Here is a 19,875-nt window from a genome sequence, read left to right as displayed (position 1 = left end):
TTCGAACGAAGTCATTGTGAGGTCTCCAGAACCTGACGCGGGCGCTGTCGGGGGAGTGTGGCGATGATTACGCTCGCCTGTGTCACGGCATCGGAATCAGATGCGCGGCCGATCCCGTGATCGGAAATCGCACCGGGACAAGTGTTTTGGAGGTGAGGACGGGTCCTTCTCCTGCCCCCGTGAAAGAGGGACCGCTGAATAGATCTAAATCGGAAGTCCGGTGCGGCGTAGCCGCGGAGATACCGGGTACCCACCCGCCGAGCAGCACACCTCGCAGCCGCTCGGCGGGTTTCCGCAAATCAACTCCAGATCCGGTTCGGTATGCGAGGGCCGCTGTGAGGAGAGCCCCCGTGGTGCGGGAATCGAACGGAACGACCGAGAAGCGGATGCCGACGGGTGCGCTGCTGCGCCGAGCGGGTGTGGGGGTGGCGGTAGCGCTGGCCTTGGCCGCGGGGCTGCCCGCGGGCGGTGTCGACGGCTCATCGGCGCCGATCGCGCTGCGGTCGAACGTTATTCGGGTGGAGCCCATCGGACCGCATTGGGAGCGGGTGTTCGTCGCTTCCGCGGCCATGGACCGGGCGGTGGCGGTGGATGTGTTGCGCGGCACCGGAACCGGTCCGCGAGCCACCCTCTATCTGCTCGATGGTGTTGACGCCGAACAGGTTTCGGATTGGCTCACCAAGGGCGGCGCGGCCGAGTTCTTCGCCGACAAACCGGTCGATGTGGTGCTGCCGTCCGGCGGCACCGGCAGTATGTACAGCGATTGGCAGCGGCCGGACGCGGTACTGGGCTGGAACCGCTGGGAAACCTTTCTGACCGGGGAATTGCCCGGTGTCATCGAGCCCTATCTGAATTCGAACGGCCGTCGCGCCATCGCGGGCGTATCGATGGGCGCGCAGGGTGCGATGATGCTCGCGCACCGGCATCCCGGTTTCTATCGGGCCGTCGCGGGAATGAGTGGTTGCTATTCCACGATGGACAGCGCGGGTTCGGCGGCCACCACGCTGACGGTGGCCTCGCGCGGTGGGAATGTGGTCAATCTGTGGGGTCCGCCGGGAAGTAAGGAATGGCGTACGCATGACAGCACCCTGGGTGCGGAAGCCTTGCGCGGCATGGTTATTCACCTATCGGCCAATACCGGAATACCGACGGTCCCGGATATGACGGACCTGGTGCGCGCACCGGATCCGGTGAAGGCGCTGCAGGAAGCCGGCGGCGGTGTGGTGCTGGAGGCGGGCGCCCGGTTGTGCACCGAACTGTTCGCGAAACATCTGAGCGATCTGGGAATTCCGGCCACCGTGCATTACGAGGACACCGGAATTCACGGCTGGGCCGATTTCTCGGCCGAACTCGGCCCGGCCTGGCAGACGCTGGCGACCGCGCTAGTGCCGCAGGCCGTTCCGGGGTAGCCGGCGCAGGCCGGGCCGAATGCGGCCGTCGACGGTGACGATGAGTCCGGCCCGCACCGCGGCCGCGGCGAAGGCGGCGGCCTCGGGCCAGGTGGCCGCGTATTCCATGGCCAGCTCCGCACCGTCGTCGGGTCCGCCGAGGTAGACGGTGACCCGGTGGGTGAGGGCTTCGCCGGAGCTGTCGTATACGGGCCTGCCTGCGGTGATGCTCGTGCTCTCGGTGGTGCTGGTCATCTCGGCTCCCCATCGGATTGTTCCTGTAACCGACCGTAACTGGAACCTGTTGCATGGGAGGCGATTCCGCGGGGTGCTTGGAAGGTTCACAAGCCCGTCGCGACTCTTCTTGTCATTTGTCGGAACTGGAATGGCCGGTGCTCACAACAACTTTCGAGAGCCGTTGTGATCTTTCGGAAGGTTTTCCGCAGCTCTCCCGGACCCATGCGTTTTCGCTCTAGGCTGCGCGGGGAGATCCTGCGTTCAGCCGGAGAGAGGAAAAGACCCGGATGAGGATTCGAACTCACCACCGACATCGACTACGACTAGCGGCGCTCATCGCGGTGGGATGTGCTTTCGCCCCGGCGGTGGCGGCCGCCGGACCGGTCTACCCGATCGCGGACCCGGACCCGTTCTACGCCGCGCCCGCCGATATCGGCAACCACCAGCCGGGCGATGTGCTCGCCGTGCGCGCCATGCCCGCACTGCCGCAATTCCCCAATACCGATATCAGCCTGGTGGAGTTCCGATCCACCAGCTCCGAGGGCCAGCCCATCGCGGCCACCACCACCGTGCTGTCCCCGCGAAATCGCGCCGCGGACGCGCCCATGCTGTCCCTGCAGCAGATCATCAACGGCCTGGGTTCGCAGTGCGCGGTCTCGCGCGTGCTCTACACCAGCGATCCGAATCTGATGATGCGCGAGGCTCCCGCCTGGAATGTGGTGCTGCAGCGCGGCTGGAGCATCGCGCTGCCGGACCACCTCGGACCCCACTTCGCCTATGGCGCGGCCAAACTCGGCGGTCAGATCACCCTGGACGGCATCCGCGCGGCGCAGCGCGTCCCGGAGTTGAAGGTGCAGCACAGCCCCGTCGCCATGGCGGGTTATTCGGGCGGCGGGATGGCGACCGCGTGGGCGGCGGCGCTGGCCCAGTCCTACGCCCCCGAATTGCATATCGCCGGTGCGGCCATGGGCGGCGTGCCGATGAATCTGGTGACCATGCTGGAGGCCATGGGCCTGAACCGGCATCCGGTGTTCGGCCTGGCGATGGCGGCGGGTCTGGGCCTGGAGCGCGAGTATCCGGATCGATTCCCGCTCAGCGCCCAGCTCAATGATCGCGGTCTGGCCATTCGGGACAAGCTCGCGAACAGCTGCACCAACGATATTCTCACCGCGGGGGCGGGGGTGGGCGCCATGGATGTCGCCAAGACCACCATCATGACCGAGGACCCGACCGCGCGCGGCGTGGTGGAGGAGAACAGCCTCCAGCTGTACCCGGGTGTGCCGAATATGCCGGTGTTCGAATGGCATTCACCGATCGACGGGTTGATCCCGATCGATGCCGTGGTGGACACCGTGCACCGGTATTGCGCCTCGGGGGTGAAGGTCTGGTCCGAACAGGTGCCGGTGCCCGATCATCTGACCGCGGCCGTGCTCGGCCTGCCCGCCGCGGTGTCCTGGCTCGAGGCCAGGCTCACCGATAAGCCGGTGGTCAGCAATTGCGCGTGACTCACCCCGCCTGATACGTCCGGGCGACCAACGCGGACCGCAGGTACCACAGCCCTGCGGCCTGCGTCGGGTCGAAGCCCGTCAACTGCCCGATCCGTTTGAGCCGGTAATCCACGGTATTGGTGTGCACGTGCAGGATTCGCGCCGTGCGCTGGCGATTGAGGTTGTTGCTGATATGCGTGCGCAGCGTCTCCAGCAGTTCCGGATGCAGATCCAGCGGATCGAGCAGTGAGCCCAGATGATCGCGGCCCGGACCGGGCCGGGTGAGCTGATATTCCAGCGCGAGTTCGTCGAAGCGGAAGAGCCCGCGGGTGAGCCGCAGCCGGTGCACGATGTCGAGCAGTTCGTGCGCCTGATCGGCGGCGTCCGGAATCCCCTGCGGCGTAGCGGAAATCATGGTCGCCGCGATCGGTACCCGGGCCGCCCGCGATAGTCGTTCGATGAGTTCGTCGAGTTGATCGTCGGCGAGCGCGTCACCGGGCACCAGGATGGTGCCGCCGTCCACGCTCAGCAGCGACAGCACCTTGGCGGCGTATCCGTGCGCCAGTTCGGCCTGTAGCCGTCGCAGTTTGCGCCGGGCCACCACCGCGCCCTCCACGGTCGGTGAGTGCTCCTCCGGATGCTCCGGGATCGACACCGCCAGTACGTAATACGATTCCGCGATCTCGATACCGCATTCGCGTGCCATGGTCGAGGTGCTGTGCCCGCCGAGCAGCGCCGAGGTGAGGGTGTGCACCGCGGTGTGGTGTTCGCTGACCACCGAGCGCAGCTCCCGCACGTAGGCGAGGGAGACCGCGCAGGTCATCCGGTCCAGCAGTTCCACCACCATGGCGGCGCCGCCGATGATGCTCTCCATATCCCCGGCCGCGACCACCAGTTCGACATCCCCGTCCGGACTGTCCTGTCGCATATGCCGGGACATGGCATTGGCGATCACCAGATCCGAGCCGATCTTGAAACCCTCGTGGATGGCGTGATGGATGGTGTCGATGGGGATGCCCTCGCGCGCCCACTGCGCGGCGGCCTCCTCGAGCCGCTTGGTCTTCTCCGGCAGGTCTTTCCCGTCCAGCATGCCCACCGCCAGTTCCAGGCACATGCGGGTGATGGCGGTGACGTCACCGTGAATGGCATCGCCGGGCAGGGTGCCGCAGGGTGCGACGGTCTCCACGAAATGCCCGACCATATGCCGTGCCAGCGGACCGACGTCCTGCAGTGGCGAGGACATGGGGGTTCCGGAGATGATCAGCCCGGCGCGGGCCGGAATCTCGACGGCCATAGCGCTCCTTCCACTACCGGGGGCTAACCCTCCGGTAACGAAACGCTAACGTATGACGGCCCGCAGAGGGGGAAGTTGGCCGCGAGCTGTGATCCGCCGCAATGTCGGCCCGGCGATTCGGTGACATCTCACAAAACCCGACCGTCCAGCCGATCCAGATGCGCCGTCGCGTTGTAATCGACGCGGGTGAGCCCCGCGCCGGTGCGCGCCCAGCGGCTGATGGACCCGTTGCGGATCTGATTCCGTTCGATCGCGAGGATGGCCTGCTCATCGAGCCCCTCGATGATGTACCGGGTCATGACCACCACGATGTCATGGGCGAAGATGAGTACGTGCCCATCCAATTCGGGCAGTAGTGTGCGCAGCCGCAATGCCACGTCGGTCCAGGATTCCCCGCCCGGCGGGCGATAGTAGAAGCGCCCCAGTCGTTCCCGCCGCGCCTGTTCGCCGGGATAGCGCCGCCGCCAGCCCAGATCGGTGAGCCCCTGTAGCGTCCCGATATCCCGGTCCCGCAATCGCTCATCGCTTCGCACCGTCGCGGGTCCGATGAATTCCAGTGCGAGGGAGGCGGTTTCGCGCGCCCGCCGATACGGCGAGCACAGCACCGTCCATTCGCGATCGGACTGCCCGGCCAGCCAGGCCCCGACCGCCGTCGCCTGCCGGCGGCCGAGATCGGTCAGCGGCACATCGGGATCCCTTGTGCCGTCCCCGAATTCCTCGGCGTCGGTGCCCGCGAGCAGTGCGGCGGCGGCATTGCTCGCGCTCTCGCCGTGCCGGATCATCGTGAGCGATTGCAGAGTCATGGGAGCCCCAGATTACGCCGCCGGGGCCGCCGCATCGCGGTAAGCGCGCTATCGGGCCGGAACCCCGACGGTGATATCGGCCGGGGGCAGCCACAGTGTGGCGATGGTGCCGCCGCCCACCGCGGGCTCGATGGCGGCATTGCCGCCGTGCGCCTGCGCCACCCACGCGACCAGGGCCAATCCAATGCCATTGCGGCCGGTGCGGCCCGCCGACCCGCGATTGAACGGGCTGGCGGACATGACCGGATCGACGCCGGGGCCGTGATCGCGCACGCTCACCCGGCCCTCGGCGATATGGATCTCCACCGGGGCGGAACGGTTGACCGCGCCGTGGGTGAGCCCGTTCTCCAGCATGTTCCGGATGGCCAGGCTCAGCAGCTGCGGATCGCCGACCACCACCGACGGATGCGCGGTGACCACGATGCGGTCATCGGCCGCCTCCTCGGCGACGGCCTCGGCGAGCTGGTCCAGGCGCAGCATGGTGCGCTCGGGTTCGGCTATGCCGGTTTGCATTCGGGCGCGCGCGAGCAGACCGGTGACCAGGCGGGCCATCCGGTCGGCGAGTTTGCGGGCCTCGGCCAGGGTCTGCTGCACCTCATCGGGTTTCGGGCGGGATTCGGTGAGCAGTTTCAAAGTCGTGAGGGGCGTGCGCAATTCGTGCGCGGCGTCGCCGAGGAACTGTTCGTGCTCATCGAGCATGTGCAGGGCCTGGCGCTGACTGCGGCCCGAGAGCAGATAGGCGACGGCGGTGGCGGCCAGCACCAGCAGGGTGCCGCCGATCAGCAAGGCCCACACCAGCATCAGATGGTCGTCCGGGTTGTCCATGGCATCGTCCGCGGCCAGGATGACGACGATATTGTCCCAATCCGTCCAGTAGACAGGGGTTCCCGAGACGGTGACCGGGCGGCCGGTGATGGCGGTCGAATTCCGCAGCAGCGATCTGTACAGCGTGCCTTCGGAATTGTCCTCGACCTGCGTTGCCAGCGTGGACAGTTCGCTGTCTGCGGGCATCAGCGAGCGCTGATAGGTGTGCGTCTGTTTCCACGGCTGGCCCTGCTCGCGCACCAGTACGACGACCCCGGTGCCGCCCTGCGCCAGTTCGTCGTCGATCACCGTGGACAGATCCAGGGTGTTCTTCTCATCGTGCTGGATGGCGCGGGCCAGACCGCCCGCCACCTTCTCGACCTGCCGATCGGCTTCGATGGTGCGTGCGTGCGAATCGATGGTCGCGGCAACGCATCCGAGCACCAGCACGGTGGTGGCGGTGATGATGGTGACCAGTCCGGTCATCAGCCAGCGCGCCCGCCGCAGTCGCGCCACGGCGGGGGAGCGATGCGAATTCACGCCACCCCGCCCAGCAGAAAGCCGGTGCCGCGCACGGTTTCGATGACGCACGGTTCGCCGAGCTTGCGGCGCAGCTTGGCCACCACCGCGTCCACCACATTCGATGCGGGCTCGGCCATTTCGTCCCAGCAGCATTCGATGAGATCGGTGCGGGTCACCACGCTGCCGAGCCGGGTCGCCATGAGTTCGAGCACGGCGAATTCCTTGGGCGTCAACGCGAGCATGATGCCCGCGCGGGTGACCCGGCGGCGCATGAGGTCGATATCGATGTCCGCCACCGTGATTCGGGCGGCGGTGGGCTGATCGCGGCGGCGGCACAGCGCGCGCACCCGCATCACCAGTTCGGGCAGGGCGAAGGGTTTGGTCAGATAGTCGTCCGCGCCCTGTTCGAATCCGGCGAGCCGGTCGTCCAGCCCGTCCCGGCCGGTGAGCATGAGCGCGGGCATGGTGTGCCCGGCGTGGCGCGCCCCGGCGACCAGATCCAGGCCGTCGCCGTCGGGCAGGCCGCGATCCACGACCAGGCAGTCGTAGGTGTTGATGGTTATCTTGAAATCGGCGTCGGCGATATCGAAGGCGTGGTCCACCGCGAACCCCGCCGACCGCAACCCATCGGTCACCTCACGACCGAGTTGCTGGTCGTCCTCCAATACCAAAACGCGCACAGGGCCAGACATTAAGCCATTTCGGACACCCACCCAACGCATCGGGTGCGGTCGTGACCGCGAAATGATCGGAAAATTATGCGCCGTTCATTCACCGTCATCGAGCCTCTCACGGAACCGCCGGTGCGGACGCGGTTGTGATCCTCGACTCCCGCCGCGCCAGGTGTCGCTACACCGTGCGGCGGGTCGTCGCCACGGGCTGTATCCTGCACAGGGATGCTTATGCACACCCGCGGTTCGGCGGGTGATTCTTATCGGTGCACGACGGCTTCGAGGAGGTGGGTCGCATGCGTAGCGAGCCCCCTAGTCGAAGGCCGCGCGGCGCCGCCTCCTCGTACTGCCGGTAGTTCTCTGCTGCGACGGGTCGGTGCCCCGCGGTGTGACCACTTGTGTCCATCCGTTCACCCTTGACTCGCCTTCCGGCTGAGGTTCCGCCATGACGCAGACCGATCTGCCCGTCGTCTCGACGCTGCCCCCTGTTCTCCCGACGCTGCCCGAAAACAGCCCCGTCGCCGTGGAAACGCTACGCGCACAGGGTGTTTCGCTCCGCGATATCGTCGACTGCCATCATGTGGCGGCGACCATGGAATGGCTGGACAATCATCCGCCGCATGTCATCGCCGATGAACTCGCGCGCATGGACGCGGTATCGGCGGTGATGGCCTTCCGGCTGCTGGACAAGGATCGCGCCCTCGATGTGTTCGAGGAACTGGAACCGATCGATCAGCAGCAGATCCTGCACGGCCTGCGCGATCAGAGCTTCCGCGATCTGGTCGAGGAGATGGATCCCGACGATCGCGCCCGCATGTTGCGCGAGGCTCCGGCCAAGGTCGCCAAAAAGGTGCTGGCGGGCCTGAGTTCGGAAGAGCGCCGCATGACCGCCACCCTGCTCGGCTATCCCGAAGGTTCGGTCGGGCTGTACATGACGCCGGAAGTCGTTGCGCTGCCGCGTAATCTGCCGGTGTCCGCCGCCCTGCAAACCGTGCGCGCCAAGGGCGCCAACGCCGAAACCGTGTACACCCTGCCGGTGGTGGACGCGGGCCGCCGCCTCATCGGCATTGTGGAACTGCGTGAGCTGGTGCTCTCCTCGCCCGATGCCATGATTGCGGATCTCGTTGTCTCCGAACCTGTTTACGCGCGCGCCACCGATTCGGCGGAGAAGGCGGCCCGGCTCATGCAGGGCGCCAACCTGATCAACCTGCCGGTGGTCGACAGTGAGGACCGGCTGGTGGGCCTGCTCACCATCGACGATGCCATCGAGGTCATCGAGGCCGCCGATTCCGAGGATGTGGCGCGGCAGGCGGGCACCACGCCGTGGGCCGGTCATTACATGGCGGCGGGCGTCTTCCAGTTGGCGCGCTACCGGGCGCTGTGGCTGATGCTGCTGCTGGTCGCGGCGACCCTCACGGTCACGGTGACCGATTTCTTCGAGGGCACCCTGGAACAGGCCGCGCATCTGGCCCTGTTCATTCCGCTGCTCATCGGCGCGGGCGGCAATGCGGGGGCGCAGGCCGCCACCACCTGCGTGCGCGCGCTCGCGGTCGGCGAGGTGCGGGTGTCGGACCTGTTCAAGGTGATCTGGCGCGAATGCCGGGTGGGCCTGCTGCTGGGCTGCATGCTGGCCGTGGTCGGCATGCTCATCGCCGGGATGTTCGTGGGCGCGAAAATCGGTGTGGTGGTGGGCATCACGCTCATCGTCATCTGCGGCTGGGCGGCCACCATCGGCGGCACCATGCCGCTGCTGGCCAAGAAACTGCGCATCGATCCGGCTGTGATCTCCGCCCCGATGGTCACCACACTGGTCGACGCGACCGGGCTCGTGATCTATTTCATGACAGCGAAATTGGTTCTCGGCATCTGATCGGCGGACGGTTGAAGACACAAGGGCTTGTGCTGCGCACTGAGGCTCTCCCCCAGTAGTAGTGTTCAAGCCACGAGGATGGGTGAGCTGAGAGGATGACGGTGGACCACACGACCATGCGTGTAACCAAGGTGATTGATCGGGTATCGGCGATCAACTGGAACCGCGTAATCGATGACAAGGACGCGGAGGTCTGGGACCGGCTCACCGGAAACTTCTGGTTGCCGGAGAAAGTGCCGGTCTCCAATGACATTCCGTCATGGGCCACGCTGACCCCCAGCGAGAAGCAGCTCACCATGCGGGTCTTCACCGGCCTCACGCTGCTGGACACCATCCAGGGCACGGTCGGCGCGGTCAGCCTGATCCCGGATGCGCTGACCCCGCACGAAGAAGCCGTCATGACGAACATCGCCTTCATGGAGTCGGTGCACGCCAAGAGCTACAGCCAGATCTTCTCCACGCTGTGCTCCAGCCGCGAGATCGACGAGGCTTTCCGCTGGTCCGAGGAGAACCGGAACCTGCAGCGCAAGGCCGAGATCGTGCTCGAGTACTACAACGGCGAGGATCCGCTCAAGCGCAAGGTGGCCTCCACCCTGCTCGAGTCCTTCCTGTTCTACTCCGGCTTCTACCTGCCCATGCACTGGTCCTCGCGGGCCAAGCTCACCAACACCGCCGATATGATCCGCCTGATCATTCGCGATGAGGCCGTGCACGGCTACTACATCGGCTACAAGTTCCAGAAGGGCCTGGAACTGGTCTCGCAGGCTGAGCGCGACGAACTCAAGGCGTACACCTTCGAGCTGCTGTTCGAGCTGTACGAGAACGAGGTCGAGTACACCCAGGATCTGTACGACGAGGTCGGGCTCACCGAGGACGTCAAGAAGTTCCTGCGCTACAACGCCAACAAGGCGCTGATGAACCTCGGCTACGAGGGCCTGTTCCCCAAGGACGAGTGCGACGTCAATCCGGCCATCCTGTCGGCGCTTTCGCCCAACGCCGACGAGAACCACGACTTCTTCTCCGGCTCGGGTTCGAGCTACGTCATCGGCAAGGCGGTCAACACCGAAGACGAGGACTGGGAGTTCTAGTCCACTGAAAAGCGAAGCCCGGCAATCCGATCAGCGGATGCCGGGCTTTCGTCTGTGTGACGACGCGGTGTGACGAACGCGAAATTCAGTCGCTCACATAGGCGTTGAGCATCTTCAGATCCTCCAGGATGGCGCGGGCCGCGGTAATGCCCGAACCGTGCCAAATGCTGTCCTCGACAACGAATTCCCGGCGATCCGAGACCGCGCTCAGCGATTTCCAGTCATCGCCGTGCATGATCGATTCGGCGTTCTTCTGACCGTCCTTGCCGTCGAACATCAGGAAGATGATGTCGCCCTCGACCTTGTTGCGATCGGTCTCGCTGCCCAGGCTCGCCACATCGTAGGAATTACCGCGCTGGGACTGCGGGCGCTGCACCCCGGCATCGCCCAGCACGAGCCCGGCGAAGCTGTTGCCGCCCTGCACCTGGATGACCTTCGGATCGAAGCGCAGCACCGACGCCTGGGTCAGGCTGGCGGACTGCGCGTTTCCGGCATCGCGCGCGGCGGTGCGGTAATCCTCCAGGGCCTTGGTGGCGGCGGTCTTGCGATCCAGGGCCGCGCCGTAGGTGCTGAACTCGGCCTGCCAGCCGTTCTCCGAACCCGCGAGCACGGTGGGGGCGATGGCCTTCAACGCGTCGTACTGCGCGCTGTCCGCACTCGAGCCGAGGATCAGATCCGGTTTCAGCTCCGCCACTTTCGCCGGGTCCGGCGCGGTGACGGTGCCGACCTGGGGGATCAACAGCACGCCCGTGCCCAGGTAGGAGGGTTGCGGGGTGGGACCGGAAACCGTTGCGGCCCCGACGACTCGCTCCCACAGGCCCAGGGCGCAGACCGCGTCCAGGGCGGCGGTGGACAGCACCACAACGCGTTTGGCGTCGGCGGGCACCTCGGTGATTCCGGCGGTGTGGTTGACCGGGACGGTGCCCGCGGTCGCGTCGGGGGAACTCGGCAGCGCGCACGCGGCCCGGGTATCGCGCTCCAGACCCACCACGCCGGCCCCGGCGATATTGGTCGTGGTGCGCACGATCGAGCTCATGGCATCGTCCGTACCCTTGCCACACCCCGCGAGTAGACCCGCCGGTAGCACCGCGGCAGCGGCCAGAACAGCGCCCCAGGTGCGCAAACGGCGCACGGGGGCGGCAGTGGAGGCGAACGTGATTCGGGTGGAAGCGGACTCGCGCACCGGCATGGCTGGCAGCGTACATCCGGCGACCCCGACACCCAATTACGACACAGAGTAGGACCAGCCCGCGACCGCTGTGGGAGCACGGTTTACGATCCTTGAAGCGCTAGGCCCCCCGTCGTTCGTCATGCAGCGAACTGGACGCCGGAAGACCCGCGTACGAACGACCAGTAGGCACCTGTTCAGGAGGATTTGTGACTGCCGTAGAGCCACAGCCAGTCCGTCAAGTGGAGGCGGCTCGGCCCTACCCACAGCGGGTGGGTCCCAAGGGTTCGTTTATCTACAAGATGGTCACCACGACGGACCCGAAGGTCCTGGGCGTCATGTACCTCGTGACCGCCATGTCCTTCTTCCTCGTCGGCGGACTCATGGCGCTGCTGATGCGCGCCGAGCTGGCTCGCCCGGGCATGCAGTTCCTGTCGCCCGAGCAGTTCAATCAGCTGTTCACCATGCACGGCACGATCATGCTGCTGTTCTACGCGACCGCGATCGTGTTCGGCTTCGCCAACATCATCCTGCCGCTGCAGATCGGCGCGCCCGATGTGGCGTTCCCGCGCCTGAACGCGTTCAGCTACTGGCTGTACCTGTTCGGCGGCACCATGGCCACCGCCGGTTTCATCACCCCCGGTGGTGCGGCCGACTTCGGCTGGACCGCGTACACCCCGCTGTCCGACATCGTGCACTCGCCGGGCGTCGGCGCCGACCTGTGGATCCTGGGCCTGGCCGTCTCCGGTCTGGGCACCATCCTCGGTGGCGTCAACATGCTCACCACCGTGGTCTGCCTGCGCTGCCCGGGTATGACCATGTTCCGGATGCCGATCTTCACCTGGAATATCGCCGTCACCAGTGTGCTTGTGCTGCTTGCCTTCCCGCTGCTGACCGCGGCGCTGTTCGGCCTGGCGTACGACCGCCACCTGGGTGGTCATATCTATGACCCGGCGAACGGCGGTGCGCTGCTCTACCAGCATCTGTTCTGGTACTTCGGTCACCCGGAGGTCTACATCATCGCGCTGCCGTTCTTCGGCATCGTGTCGGAGATCTTCCCGGTCTTCAGCCGTAAGCCGATCTTCGGTTACACCACACTGGTTTACGCGACGCTCGGTATCGCCGCGCTGTCCATCGCGGTGTGGGCGCACCACATGTACGCCACCGGCGCGGTGCTGCTGCCGTACTTCTCGTTCATGACGTTCCTCATCGCGGTTCCGACCGGTGTGAAGTTCTTCAACTGGATCGGCACCATGTGGCGGGGTCAGCTGACCTTCGAAACACCCATGCTGTGGTCCATCGGCTTCCTGGTGACATTCCTCTTCGGTGGTCTGTCGGGTGTCATCCTGGCCGCCCCGCCGATCGACTTCCACGTCTCTGACACGTACTTCGTTGTGGCGCACTTCCATTACGTGCTCTTCGGCACCATCGTGTTCGCCACCTTCGCGGGCATCTACTTCTGGTTCCCGAAGATGACCGGCCGCATGATGGACGAGCGCCTGGGCAAGTGGCACTTCTGGGCCACCTTCGTCGGCTTCCACACCACCTTCCTCGTCCAGCACTGGCTGGGTAACGAAGGTATGCCGCGCCGCTACGCCGACTACCTGCCGACCGACGGCTTCACGACCCTGAACACCATCTCCACCATCGGTGCCTTCATCCTGGGTTCGTCGATGCTGCCGTTCATCTGGAACGTCTTCAAGTCCTACCGCTACGGCGAGGTCGTCACGGTCGACGATCCGTGGGGCTACGGCAACTCCCTGGAGTGGGCGACCTCCTGCCCGCCGCCGCGGCACAACTTCTACGAGCTGCCGCGCATCCGCTCCGAGCGCCCCGCGTTCGAGCTGCACTACCCGCACATGGTCGAGCGCATGCGCGCCGAAGCCCACGTCGGCTGGGGCACCAAGCCCCACACCGTGCACGAGCTGGAGAAGGCTGACAAGTAGCAGCCCGACCCGAATCACCGCGATGGCGGCCGTCTTTCGACGGCCGCCATCGGCGTATCCGGGGTAGGGACGACTGACCGCGGCAGCCGATTCCGGTATAGAAATGTGGAGTGACCGAACGCGATCCGATGCCGGAGCCCGAACTGTCCACCGCCTGGTCGCGGGCGATCGGACTGCGGTTACCCGTGGTGAACGCACCCATGGGCGGGGTCGCGGGCGGGCGATTCGCGGCGGCGGTCACCCGCGCGGGCGGACTCGGCATGATCGGTATGGGCGGTGCGGGATCGCCCGCCGCGCTCGCGGCCGAGCTGACTCATCTCGACGGACTGGCGGGGTCGTTCGGAATCGGCCTGGTGGACTGGGTGATTCGCAAGGAGCCCGAACTGCTTCCCGCCGCCATCGCCGCAGGTCCAACCCTGATCTCGGTGAGCTTCGGTACCGATCTGTCCTGGGTGGGGCGGCTGCACGAGGCCGGAATCCTCGCGGCCACACAGGTTTTCAGCCTCGACGACGCGCACCGAGCTGCTGACGCCGGGGTCGATGTGCTGGTCGCGCGGGGTTTGGAGGGCGGCGGCCACGGCGCGGTGGAAGTCGCGACGCTGCCCCTGCTCGAATCGATCGTGGCCGAGGTGCCGGTGCCGGTGCTCGCCGCGGGCGGTATCGCCACCCCGCGTGATCTCGCGGTCGCCCTGGCCGCCGGGGCGAGCGGGGCGTGGCTGGGCACCTGCCTGGCCGCCTGCACCGAATCCCTGCTCGCCGAGCCGGAGCGCCAGGCCATGGTGGCGGCGCAGGGCCGGGACGCGGTCGTCACCCGGCTGTTCGATGTGGCCAAGGGCTTGCCGTGGCCCGCGCACTTTCCCGCGCGCCTGCTGCGCAACGCCTTCACCGACCGCTGGTCCGAGCGCACCGGTGATCTGCCCGATCAGGCCCGCGCCGAATTGCGCGCCGGGCTCGAATCCGGCGACCACGACATCGTTCCGGTGTACGCGGGCACCGGTGTCGGCGCGATCACCGAGGTCCGTCCGGTGGCGCAGGTCCTCGACGAGCTCTGCTCCGGTGCCGCGAAGCTGTTGTGACATCCGCGGCCGTCCCGCCGATATGCTCGCCGACCCGTGCGCGGGGTCGCTCGTGCCGCTGTGATGTCGGTGACGGTGGGTGGCGCGAGCCGGGGACGACTTACCTGACAGAATGGACGCGCCTCACCGCATGTCATGCGGGGGGAGTCGCGAGAACGGGAGTTTCGATTGAGCACGACGTCTGACACGACGGTTCTGGTCACGGTCACCGGACCCGACAAGCCGGGCGTGACGTCGGTATTGCTCGCGGCGCTGTCCAATAATGCCGTCAGCCTGCTCGATGTCGAGCAGGTCGTGATCCGGGGGCGGCTGACGCTGGGTGTGCTGGTGTCCTGTCCGTGCGATCCGGAGGGTTTGCAGGATCAGCTCGAGGACGCGATGGCCAGCGTCGGCATGAACGTGGATGTGGAGATCGGGGCGGATTCGGTCGCGGGTGCACGACTGTCGACCCACGCCGTGGTGGTGCTGGGCAGCCCGGTCACCGCGCGCGCGTTCAGCGCGATCTCGCGCAAGCTCGCCGAACAGGGCGCGAATATCGATTCCATTCGCGGTATCGCCGACTATCCGGTGACGGGCCTCGAGCTCATGGTCACCGTGCCGCCCGCGGCGGGGGCCGAGACCACGCTGCGCACCATGCTGGCCGTGGTGGCCGCCAAGGAGAGCGTCGATATCGCGGTCGAGCGGGCCGGACTGGCGCGCCGGTCCAAGCGGCTAATCGTGTTCGACGTGGACTCGACGCTGATCCAGGGCGAAGTCATCGAAATGCTGGCCGCGCACGCCGGTGTCGAGGACGAGGTGCGCGCCGTCACCGAGGCCGCCATGCGCGGTGAGATCGATTTCGCGGAATCGCTGCGCCAGCGCGTGGCCACCCTCGCGGGGCTGGACGCGTCGGTCATCGACGAGGTCGCCGATCAGATCGAGCTGACCCCGGGCGCGCGCACCACCATTCGCACGTTGCGCCGCATCGGTTTCCGCTGCGGTGTGGTGTCCGGCGGTTTCCGCCAGGTCATCGAACCGCTCGCACACGAGCTGGAATTGGATTTCGTCCAGGCCAACACCCTGGAGATCGTGGACGGCAAGCTCACCGGACGCGTGGTCGGCGAGATCGTGGACCGGGCCGCGAAGGCGGTCATGCTGCGCCGCTTCGCCGCCGAATCGGGCGTGGCGATGGAGCAGACCGTCGCGGTCGGCGACGGCGCGAACGATATCGACATGCTCAATGCCGCGGGTCTGGGCATCGCCTTCAATGCCAAGCCCGCGCTGCGCGAGGTCGCCGATACCGCGCTCTCGCATCCGTTCCTGGACGCGGTGCTGTTCATCCTCGGCGTCACCCGTGCCGAACTCGAGGCCGCCGACGCGCAGGACGGCGGTATCCGCCGGGTGCCGCTGCCCCGCTAGACACCAAAACGTGTTGGGCCGCCTGCACGATCGGCGGCCCTCCCGTCGGTAGCGTGATCGCAATGCTTCGATCACGACGATGGGAGGCTGTCCGTGCGGATGCGCATACCACTGGCGGTAGTGATGCTCGGGCTGGCTCTGGCCGGATGCGGTGGTAACGACAACCCGAACGAAGTGCGGCCCACCACAACCACTTCCGCCGCCCATCACGTGCCAGATCCGGTCGTCGCCGCCAAGGATCAGGACGGTAAGGACATCCCGCTGACGGTGGGTCAGGGCCTGACCGTGAAGCTGGCCGCCAACCCCACCACCGGATACCTGTGGCAGCTGGCCGAACTGGACCAGAACATCGTCAAGCAGGACGGTGGTATGGAGTACGAACAGGATCCGAGCCCCAACGGCATGGTCGGCGTGGGCGGCACCGCGATCTTCCGGTTCACCGCGCAAGCTCCCGGCGCGACCCGGCTGGTGCTCGAATACCGGCGGCCGTGGGAACAGGGCATCGATCCGGCCGAACGTTTCACCCTGAATCTGAAGGTTACGTAATCGGGGCTGGGTCAGGGCTTTTCGAAAAGTGATTACCCTGGCTCAGAGTTGTCGTGTGATGAGGAGTGTGATGCCGGTGTCCAGTGTCGAATCCACCATCGATGCCGGGTTCGTGGCCCGGCACGCCGAACTGGCACAGGGCTACGGCGGTGGCGGCGATCCCGAGGACCCGGCGCTGGTGCAGGCCATGCAGATGGTGCTGCACATTCCGAAGATCGATCCGCCCCGGCGCAGCGCACTGCTCGCGGCGGCCGCCACGGCGGTGGTGGCGCTGTGCCTGGACGAGCGGGTCGGCGACGGCGGTGAATGGGAGGAGCGCTATCTCACCTGGAAGCGCTCCCGAATTCGCAAGGTGGCCAGGCGGGCTCGCGGCGCGCAGTGGCTGGCCGCGCAGGAGGTGCCGGGGGTGACCGTCGAATTCGAGGGCGCGCAGGCGCGGGCGCTGGTTCCCGGCGCGGTCGGAGAAATCGACCCGCGGATCAAACGCCTTCAGATCGGCGGCACCGAATTGGAAGTGGATGAACCGATCTCGATCGATCCCGGGTATCCCACGCTATGGGTCGACGCGAAATTGGGTATGACAGTGGGTAAGGCCGCCGCGCAGGTAGGGCACGCGAGCATGCTGCTGGCCGGGTTCATGCCGGTAGGGCAGGCGCATGCCTGGGCCACACGCGGTTTCCGATGCACTGTGACCGACGCAGACCCCGAGCACTGGGCACGGTTGCTGCGGCGAGTGGCCGAGGGTACCGCGATCGCGGTGCGCGACGCCGGATTCACCGAGGTGGCCCCCGGCTCGATCACCGTGATCGCGGTACCGCCTAACTGAATAAGGCGAATGCCCGAAAGTGTCCACGCCGCGAACCGTTCGGTCCGCACACTGGCCTATGTGCGCTGGGGTATCGACTTCACCGAGCTGCAGGAGAAGGATCGGTGCACGAGTTTCCGCAGGAGGAAACACGATATGACGACACTGCTGATTGTTCTCATTGTCTGGGTTGTGCTCTCGATCCCGGTGGCACTGCTCCTGGCCCGCATGTTCCGCTCCACGGGCGAGGACGCGCGCGGTCGTGGCCAGACCCATAACCGGCACCGCCAGGGTCATGCGCGCAGCCCCGAGGAACCGGAGCTATCCCGCGGATCGAGCTCCGGATACGGTGCGGGAGAAGGTGACACGCATCGAGTTTTCCCACCACGTTGACGAGCGTCCAGGGCGGTGGGCCAAGATGGACCCCGTGCCGCAACCGGATCCCGATCTGCTCATCGACTTCAACGATGTCACCGTCCGACGTTCGGGCCATACGCTCGTCGGACCGGTCACCTGGCAGGTGGAACTCGACGAACGCTGGGTAGTGCTGGGCCCCAACGGCGCCGGCAAGACATCACTGCTGCGCATGGCCGCCGCCGAGATGTTCCCCACGTCGGGCGCCGCCAATCTGCTGGGGGAGACCCTCGGCAAAGTGGATATGAACGAACTACGACCGCGCATCGGCTTGTCCTCGGCCGCGATCGCCGGGCGCATTCCGGTCGATGAGAAGGTGTCCGATCTGGTGGTGTCCGCCGGATACGCGGTCCTGGGCCGCTGGCGGGAGCGCTATGACGACATCGATACCGATCGCGCCGTCGACATTCTGGAAAGCCTGGGCGCGGAACATCTTTCCGATCGCGCCTACGGGACGCTGTCCGAGGGTGAGCGCAAACGGGTGCTGATCGCCCGCGCGCTCATGACCGATCCGGAACTGCTGCTGCTCGATGAGCCCGCCGCCGGGCTGGATCTGGGCGGGCGTGAGGAATTGGTGGAGCGGCTCGGCGATCTGGCGGCCGATCCGGATGCGCCCGCGACGGTGCTGGTCACCCATCACGTGGAGGAGATTCCGCCCGGGTTCACGCACGGCCTGCTGCTCAATGAGGGCAGTGTGGTGGCGCAGGGTCTGCTCACCGATGTGCTCACCGCCGAGAATCTGAGCGAGGCGTTCCGGCAGTCGATCGCGCTGGACAAGATCGACGGCCGCTATTTCGCGCGCCGCGCACAGCGTTTCGGGCGGCACCGCAACCGCTGAATCCGGTTCGCGCTTGCCCGGCGCGCTGCCATTGCATCGGTTGCCGACAGCGGGCAAACTGTCGGCAATATCTCCAGTTTCAGCGTTGAACTGGTCTGTCGATGCAATCGCCGACGCATCGCCACTCTGTGGCGAATGTTCGGCGCGGGCGGAGGGAGCAGGGGTGGGTCGCACACTCGGGATCGTGGCGCTCATGGCGGTAGCGCTGGCGGCGGCGGCCTGTGCCGCGGATCCCGCACCGCCGCACAAACTCTCACCCTCGGAATCGGCGGAGGGCCTGGCGCCCGCCGCGATTCCCGCCGAATTGGTCGGCAAGACCGTACAACTCACCTATGACAGCGGGTCCGGCGGCACCGCGACCTTCGGCGGCGACGGGCGCACGCTCACCTATGTGGCCGCCGATACCGGGCGCAAAACCACCTCGCCGGTGGCGGTGGCCACCGTGGAACCGGGCATCTTCCTGGTCACCTGGACCGATGACACCAGCGCCGCGGTGATCAGCCAGGTGCAGGACTTCCGCACCGGCAAGGTGCGCGGCACCTGGTCCCGCCAGGACGGCGCGACCGCACCGGTCGCCATCGAAACCCGCAGCGGCTCGGTGCACCTGATCGATTGAATCACTCCCGATCGCAACGGCACAGCGCCCGGATGACGATGCGCGCGGCATTGGACGGGGTGCGATTGGCATCGTGCGCGACCGCGAGATGCCAGGGAATGGGTGTGCCCGCGCGTTCGGACCAGACGATGGAATCGGTGGTCGCGGCGGTCGAGCGCGGTATCAGCAGGACGCCGAAATCCTTGGCGGCCAATTCCATCGCGAATACCTGATCGGCCACTTCGATCACGCTGTCGCGTTCGGGGAACAATGCGTCGGCCACACCGCGAATACCCCAGCCGGGCGCGAAATCGATGAATCGGGTACCCGCCAGATCCGCCGCGTCGAAGGGGCGGCCCGCCAGCGGATGACCGGGCGCGGTGCCCAGCACAATGGTCTCCGAGCTGATCGGATACATCGTCAGCCCCTCGATCTCCTCGGTCATTCCGGCGACCAGCGCGATCTCCAGACTGCCGTCGCGCAATCCGGCGATATTGCCGCGTACTCCCGAAATGTTCTGCCGCATTTGCAAAGTCACCTCCGGATAGCGCACGCGGAGTTCCGAGATGATGTTCGCGTAATCGAGGGTGTGGATATTCATGAAATTGCCGATCACCACCTCGCCCCGCACGTGGCCCCGGGCCCGGTCGATGCCGTCGGCGATATCGTGCCTGGCCCGCAACATGATTCGGGCCGGTGCCACGGCCTCGCGCCCGGCGTCGGTGAGTCGCAACCCGTGCGGGGTGCGATCGAACAGCCGCGCCCCGAGTTCGCGCTCGAGTTTGGCGACGCTGGTCGACACGGCCGACTGCACCAGATTCAGGGTGCGCGCGGCGGCGGTGAACGACCCTTCCTGCTCGCAGGCGAGGAAACATTCGATCTGCCGGATCTCCACCGCGTCAGTCTATCGATTCCGTAGATGGCT

19 protein-coding genes are annotated in these 19,875 nt (G+C 66.5%); 12 read left to right on the top strand and 7 right to left on the bottom strand.

What is annotated here, in order from left to right; genetic code table 11:
- The first annotated feature begins 350 nt into the window (after window positions 1–350).
- Entirely contained in the window at window positions 351–1,409 is a 1,059-nt protein-coding gene (locus ACFC4D_RS40945; RefSeq protein ID WP_376071633.1) for an alpha/beta hydrolase, read from the top strand.
- Here ACFC4D_RS40945 and ACFC4D_RS40940 read toward each other — a convergent pair.
- On the bottom strand, window positions 1,383–1,643 hold the full coding sequence (locus ACFC4D_RS40940; protein ID WP_375955049.1) for a hypothetical protein: 261 nt from the start codon (window positions 1,641–1,643) through the stop codon (window positions 1,383–1,385). The two genes, ACFC4D_RS40945 and ACFC4D_RS40940, sit on opposite strands and share 27 nt — an antisense overlap.
- A 269-nt stretch (window positions 1,644–1,912) precedes the next feature.
- On the opposite strand from ACFC4D_RS40940, the gene ACFC4D_RS40935 reads away from it, so the two are divergent.
- Window positions 1,913–3,130, top strand: coding sequence for a lipase family protein (locus ACFC4D_RS40935; protein WP_375955048.1), 1,218 nt, complete (start codon window positions 1,913–1,915; stop codon window positions 3,128–3,130).
- Window position 3,131: 1 nt separating this feature from the next.
- On the opposite strand, the gene ACFC4D_RS40930 is transcribed toward ACFC4D_RS40935, so the two are convergent.
- The 4 genes from ACFC4D_RS40930 to ACFC4D_RS40915 all read right to left on the bottom strand — a co-directional run bounded on the left by ACFC4D_RS40930 (window position 3,132) and on the right by ACFC4D_RS40915 (window position 7,215).
- A complete protein-coding gene (locus ACFC4D_RS40930; protein ID WP_375955046.1) occupies window positions 3,132–4,406 on the bottom strand; it encodes a PucR family transcriptional regulator in 1,275 nt (424 codons plus the stop codon).
- A gap of 128 nt (window positions 4,407–4,534) precedes the next feature.
- Window positions 4,535–5,209 carry a histidine phosphatase family protein gene (locus ACFC4D_RS40925; protein ID WP_376071630.1) on the bottom strand — a complete coding sequence of 225 codons (675 nt, stop codon included), beginning with the start codon at window positions 5,207–5,209 and terminating at the stop codon, window positions 4,535–4,537.
- Window positions 5,210–5,257: 48 nt separating this feature from the next.
- Window positions 5,258–6,553, bottom strand: a complete 1,296-nt coding sequence (locus tag ACFC4D_RS40920) for a sensor histidine kinase (RefSeq protein WP_375955043.1) — start codon at window positions 6,551–6,553, stop codon at window positions 5,258–5,260.
- Window positions 6,550–7,215, bottom strand: a complete 666-nt coding sequence (locus ACFC4D_RS40915; protein WP_364629953.1) for a response regulator transcription factor — start codon at window positions 7,213–7,215, stop codon at window positions 6,550–6,552. The genes ACFC4D_RS40920 and ACFC4D_RS40915 overlap by 4 nt, the downstream gene beginning before the upstream one ends.
- A 436-nt stretch (window positions 7,216–7,651) precedes the next feature.
- On the opposite strand from ACFC4D_RS40915, the gene mgtE reads away from it, so the two are divergent.
- Together mgtE and nrdF are read left to right on the top strand one after the other, a co-directional pair.
- Window positions 7,652–9,076 (top strand): magnesium transporter, encoded by a 1,425-nt coding sequence (gene mgtE / locus ACFC4D_RS40910; RefSeq protein WP_375955041.1) that lies wholly within the window; start codon window positions 7,652–7,654, stop codon window positions 9,074–9,076.
- Window positions 9,077–9,192: 116 nt separating this feature from the next.
- On the top strand, window positions 9,193–10,164 hold the full coding sequence (gene nrdF / locus ACFC4D_RS40905; RefSeq protein WP_364629959.1) for a class 1b ribonucleoside-diphosphate reductase subunit beta: 972 nt from the start codon (window positions 9,193–9,195) through the stop codon (window positions 10,162–10,164).
- Between the two features lie 85 nt (window positions 10,165–10,249).
- Here nrdF and ACFC4D_RS40900 read toward each other — a convergent pair whose 3' ends face one another.
- The gene (locus ACFC4D_RS40900) at window positions 10,250–11,353 is read right to left on the bottom strand and encodes an ABC transporter substrate-binding protein (protein WP_376071627.1); all 1,104 of its coding nucleotides are present in this window, start codon (window positions 11,351–11,353) and stop codon (window positions 10,250–10,252) included.
- Window positions 11,354–11,541: 188 nt separating this feature from the next.
- Here ACFC4D_RS40900 and ctaD point away from each other — a divergent pair, with 188 nt between their 5' ends.
- From ctaD to ACFC4D_RS40860, 8 genes are all read left to right on the top strand, one after another.
- Complete coding sequence (gene ctaD / locus ACFC4D_RS40895) at window positions 11,542–13,278, top strand: cytochrome c oxidase subunit I (RefSeq protein ID WP_375955037.1); 1,737 nt, start codon at window positions 11,542–11,544, stop codon at window positions 13,276–13,278.
- 128 nt (window positions 13,279–13,406) lie between these two features.
- A complete protein-coding gene (locus ACFC4D_RS40890) occupies window positions 13,407–14,354 on the top strand; it encodes an NAD(P)H-dependent flavin oxidoreductase (RefSeq protein WP_376071885.1) in 948 nt (315 codons plus the stop codon).
- A 135-nt stretch (window positions 14,355–14,489) separates the two neighbouring features.
- Complete coding sequence (gene serB, locus ACFC4D_RS40885) at window positions 14,490–15,752, top strand: phosphoserine phosphatase SerB (RefSeq protein WP_375955035.1); 1,263 nt, start codon at window positions 14,490–14,492, stop codon at window positions 15,750–15,752.
- 99 nt (window positions 15,753–15,851) lie between these two features.
- Window positions 15,852–16,298 carry a protease inhibitor I42 family protein gene (locus ACFC4D_RS40880; protein ID WP_376071625.1) on the top strand — a complete coding sequence of 149 codons (447 nt, stop codon included), beginning with the start codon at window positions 15,852–15,854 and terminating at the stop codon, window positions 16,296–16,298.
- 70 nt (window positions 16,299–16,368) lie between these two features.
- Window positions 16,369–17,124 (top strand): peptidyl-tRNA hydrolase, encoded by a 756-nt coding sequence (locus tag ACFC4D_RS40875; protein WP_364629974.1) that lies wholly within the window; start codon window positions 16,369–16,371, stop codon window positions 17,122–17,124.
- A gap of 9 nt (window positions 17,125–17,133) precedes the next feature.
- Entirely contained in the window at window positions 17,134–17,496 is a 363-nt protein-coding gene (locus ACFC4D_RS40870) for a hypothetical protein (protein WP_375955033.1), read from the top strand.
- A 25-nt stretch (window positions 17,497–17,521) separates the two neighbouring features.
- Complete coding sequence (locus ACFC4D_RS40865; protein ID WP_364629979.1) at window positions 17,522–18,355, top strand: ABC transporter ATP-binding protein; 834 nt, start codon at window positions 17,522–17,524, stop codon at window positions 18,353–18,355.
- Between the two features lie 163 nt (window positions 18,356–18,518).
- The gene (locus ACFC4D_RS40860; protein ID WP_376071622.1) at window positions 18,519–18,971 is read left to right on the top strand and encodes a MoaF N-terminal domain-containing protein; all 453 of its coding nucleotides are present in this window, start codon (window positions 18,519–18,521) and stop codon (window positions 18,969–18,971) included.
- Window position 18,972: 1 nt separating this feature from the next.
- Here ACFC4D_RS40860 and ACFC4D_RS40855 read toward each other — a convergent pair whose 3' ends face one another.
- The gene (locus ACFC4D_RS40855) at window positions 18,973–19,845 is read right to left on the bottom strand and encodes a LysR family transcriptional regulator (protein ID WP_376071619.1); all 873 of its coding nucleotides are present in this window, start codon (window positions 19,843–19,845) and stop codon (window positions 18,973–18,975) included.
- Window positions 19,846–19,875 lie beyond the last annotated feature (30 nt).

The sequence above is a fragment of the Nocardia sp. NPDC056000 genome, assembly GCF_042269265.1.
Taxonomy (GTDB): Bacteria; Actinomycetota; Actinomycetes; order Mycobacteriales; family Mycobacteriaceae; genus Nocardia.
Note: the sequence above shows the minus strand (reverse complement) of the source record. Positions and strands in the feature narration are given on the sequence as shown.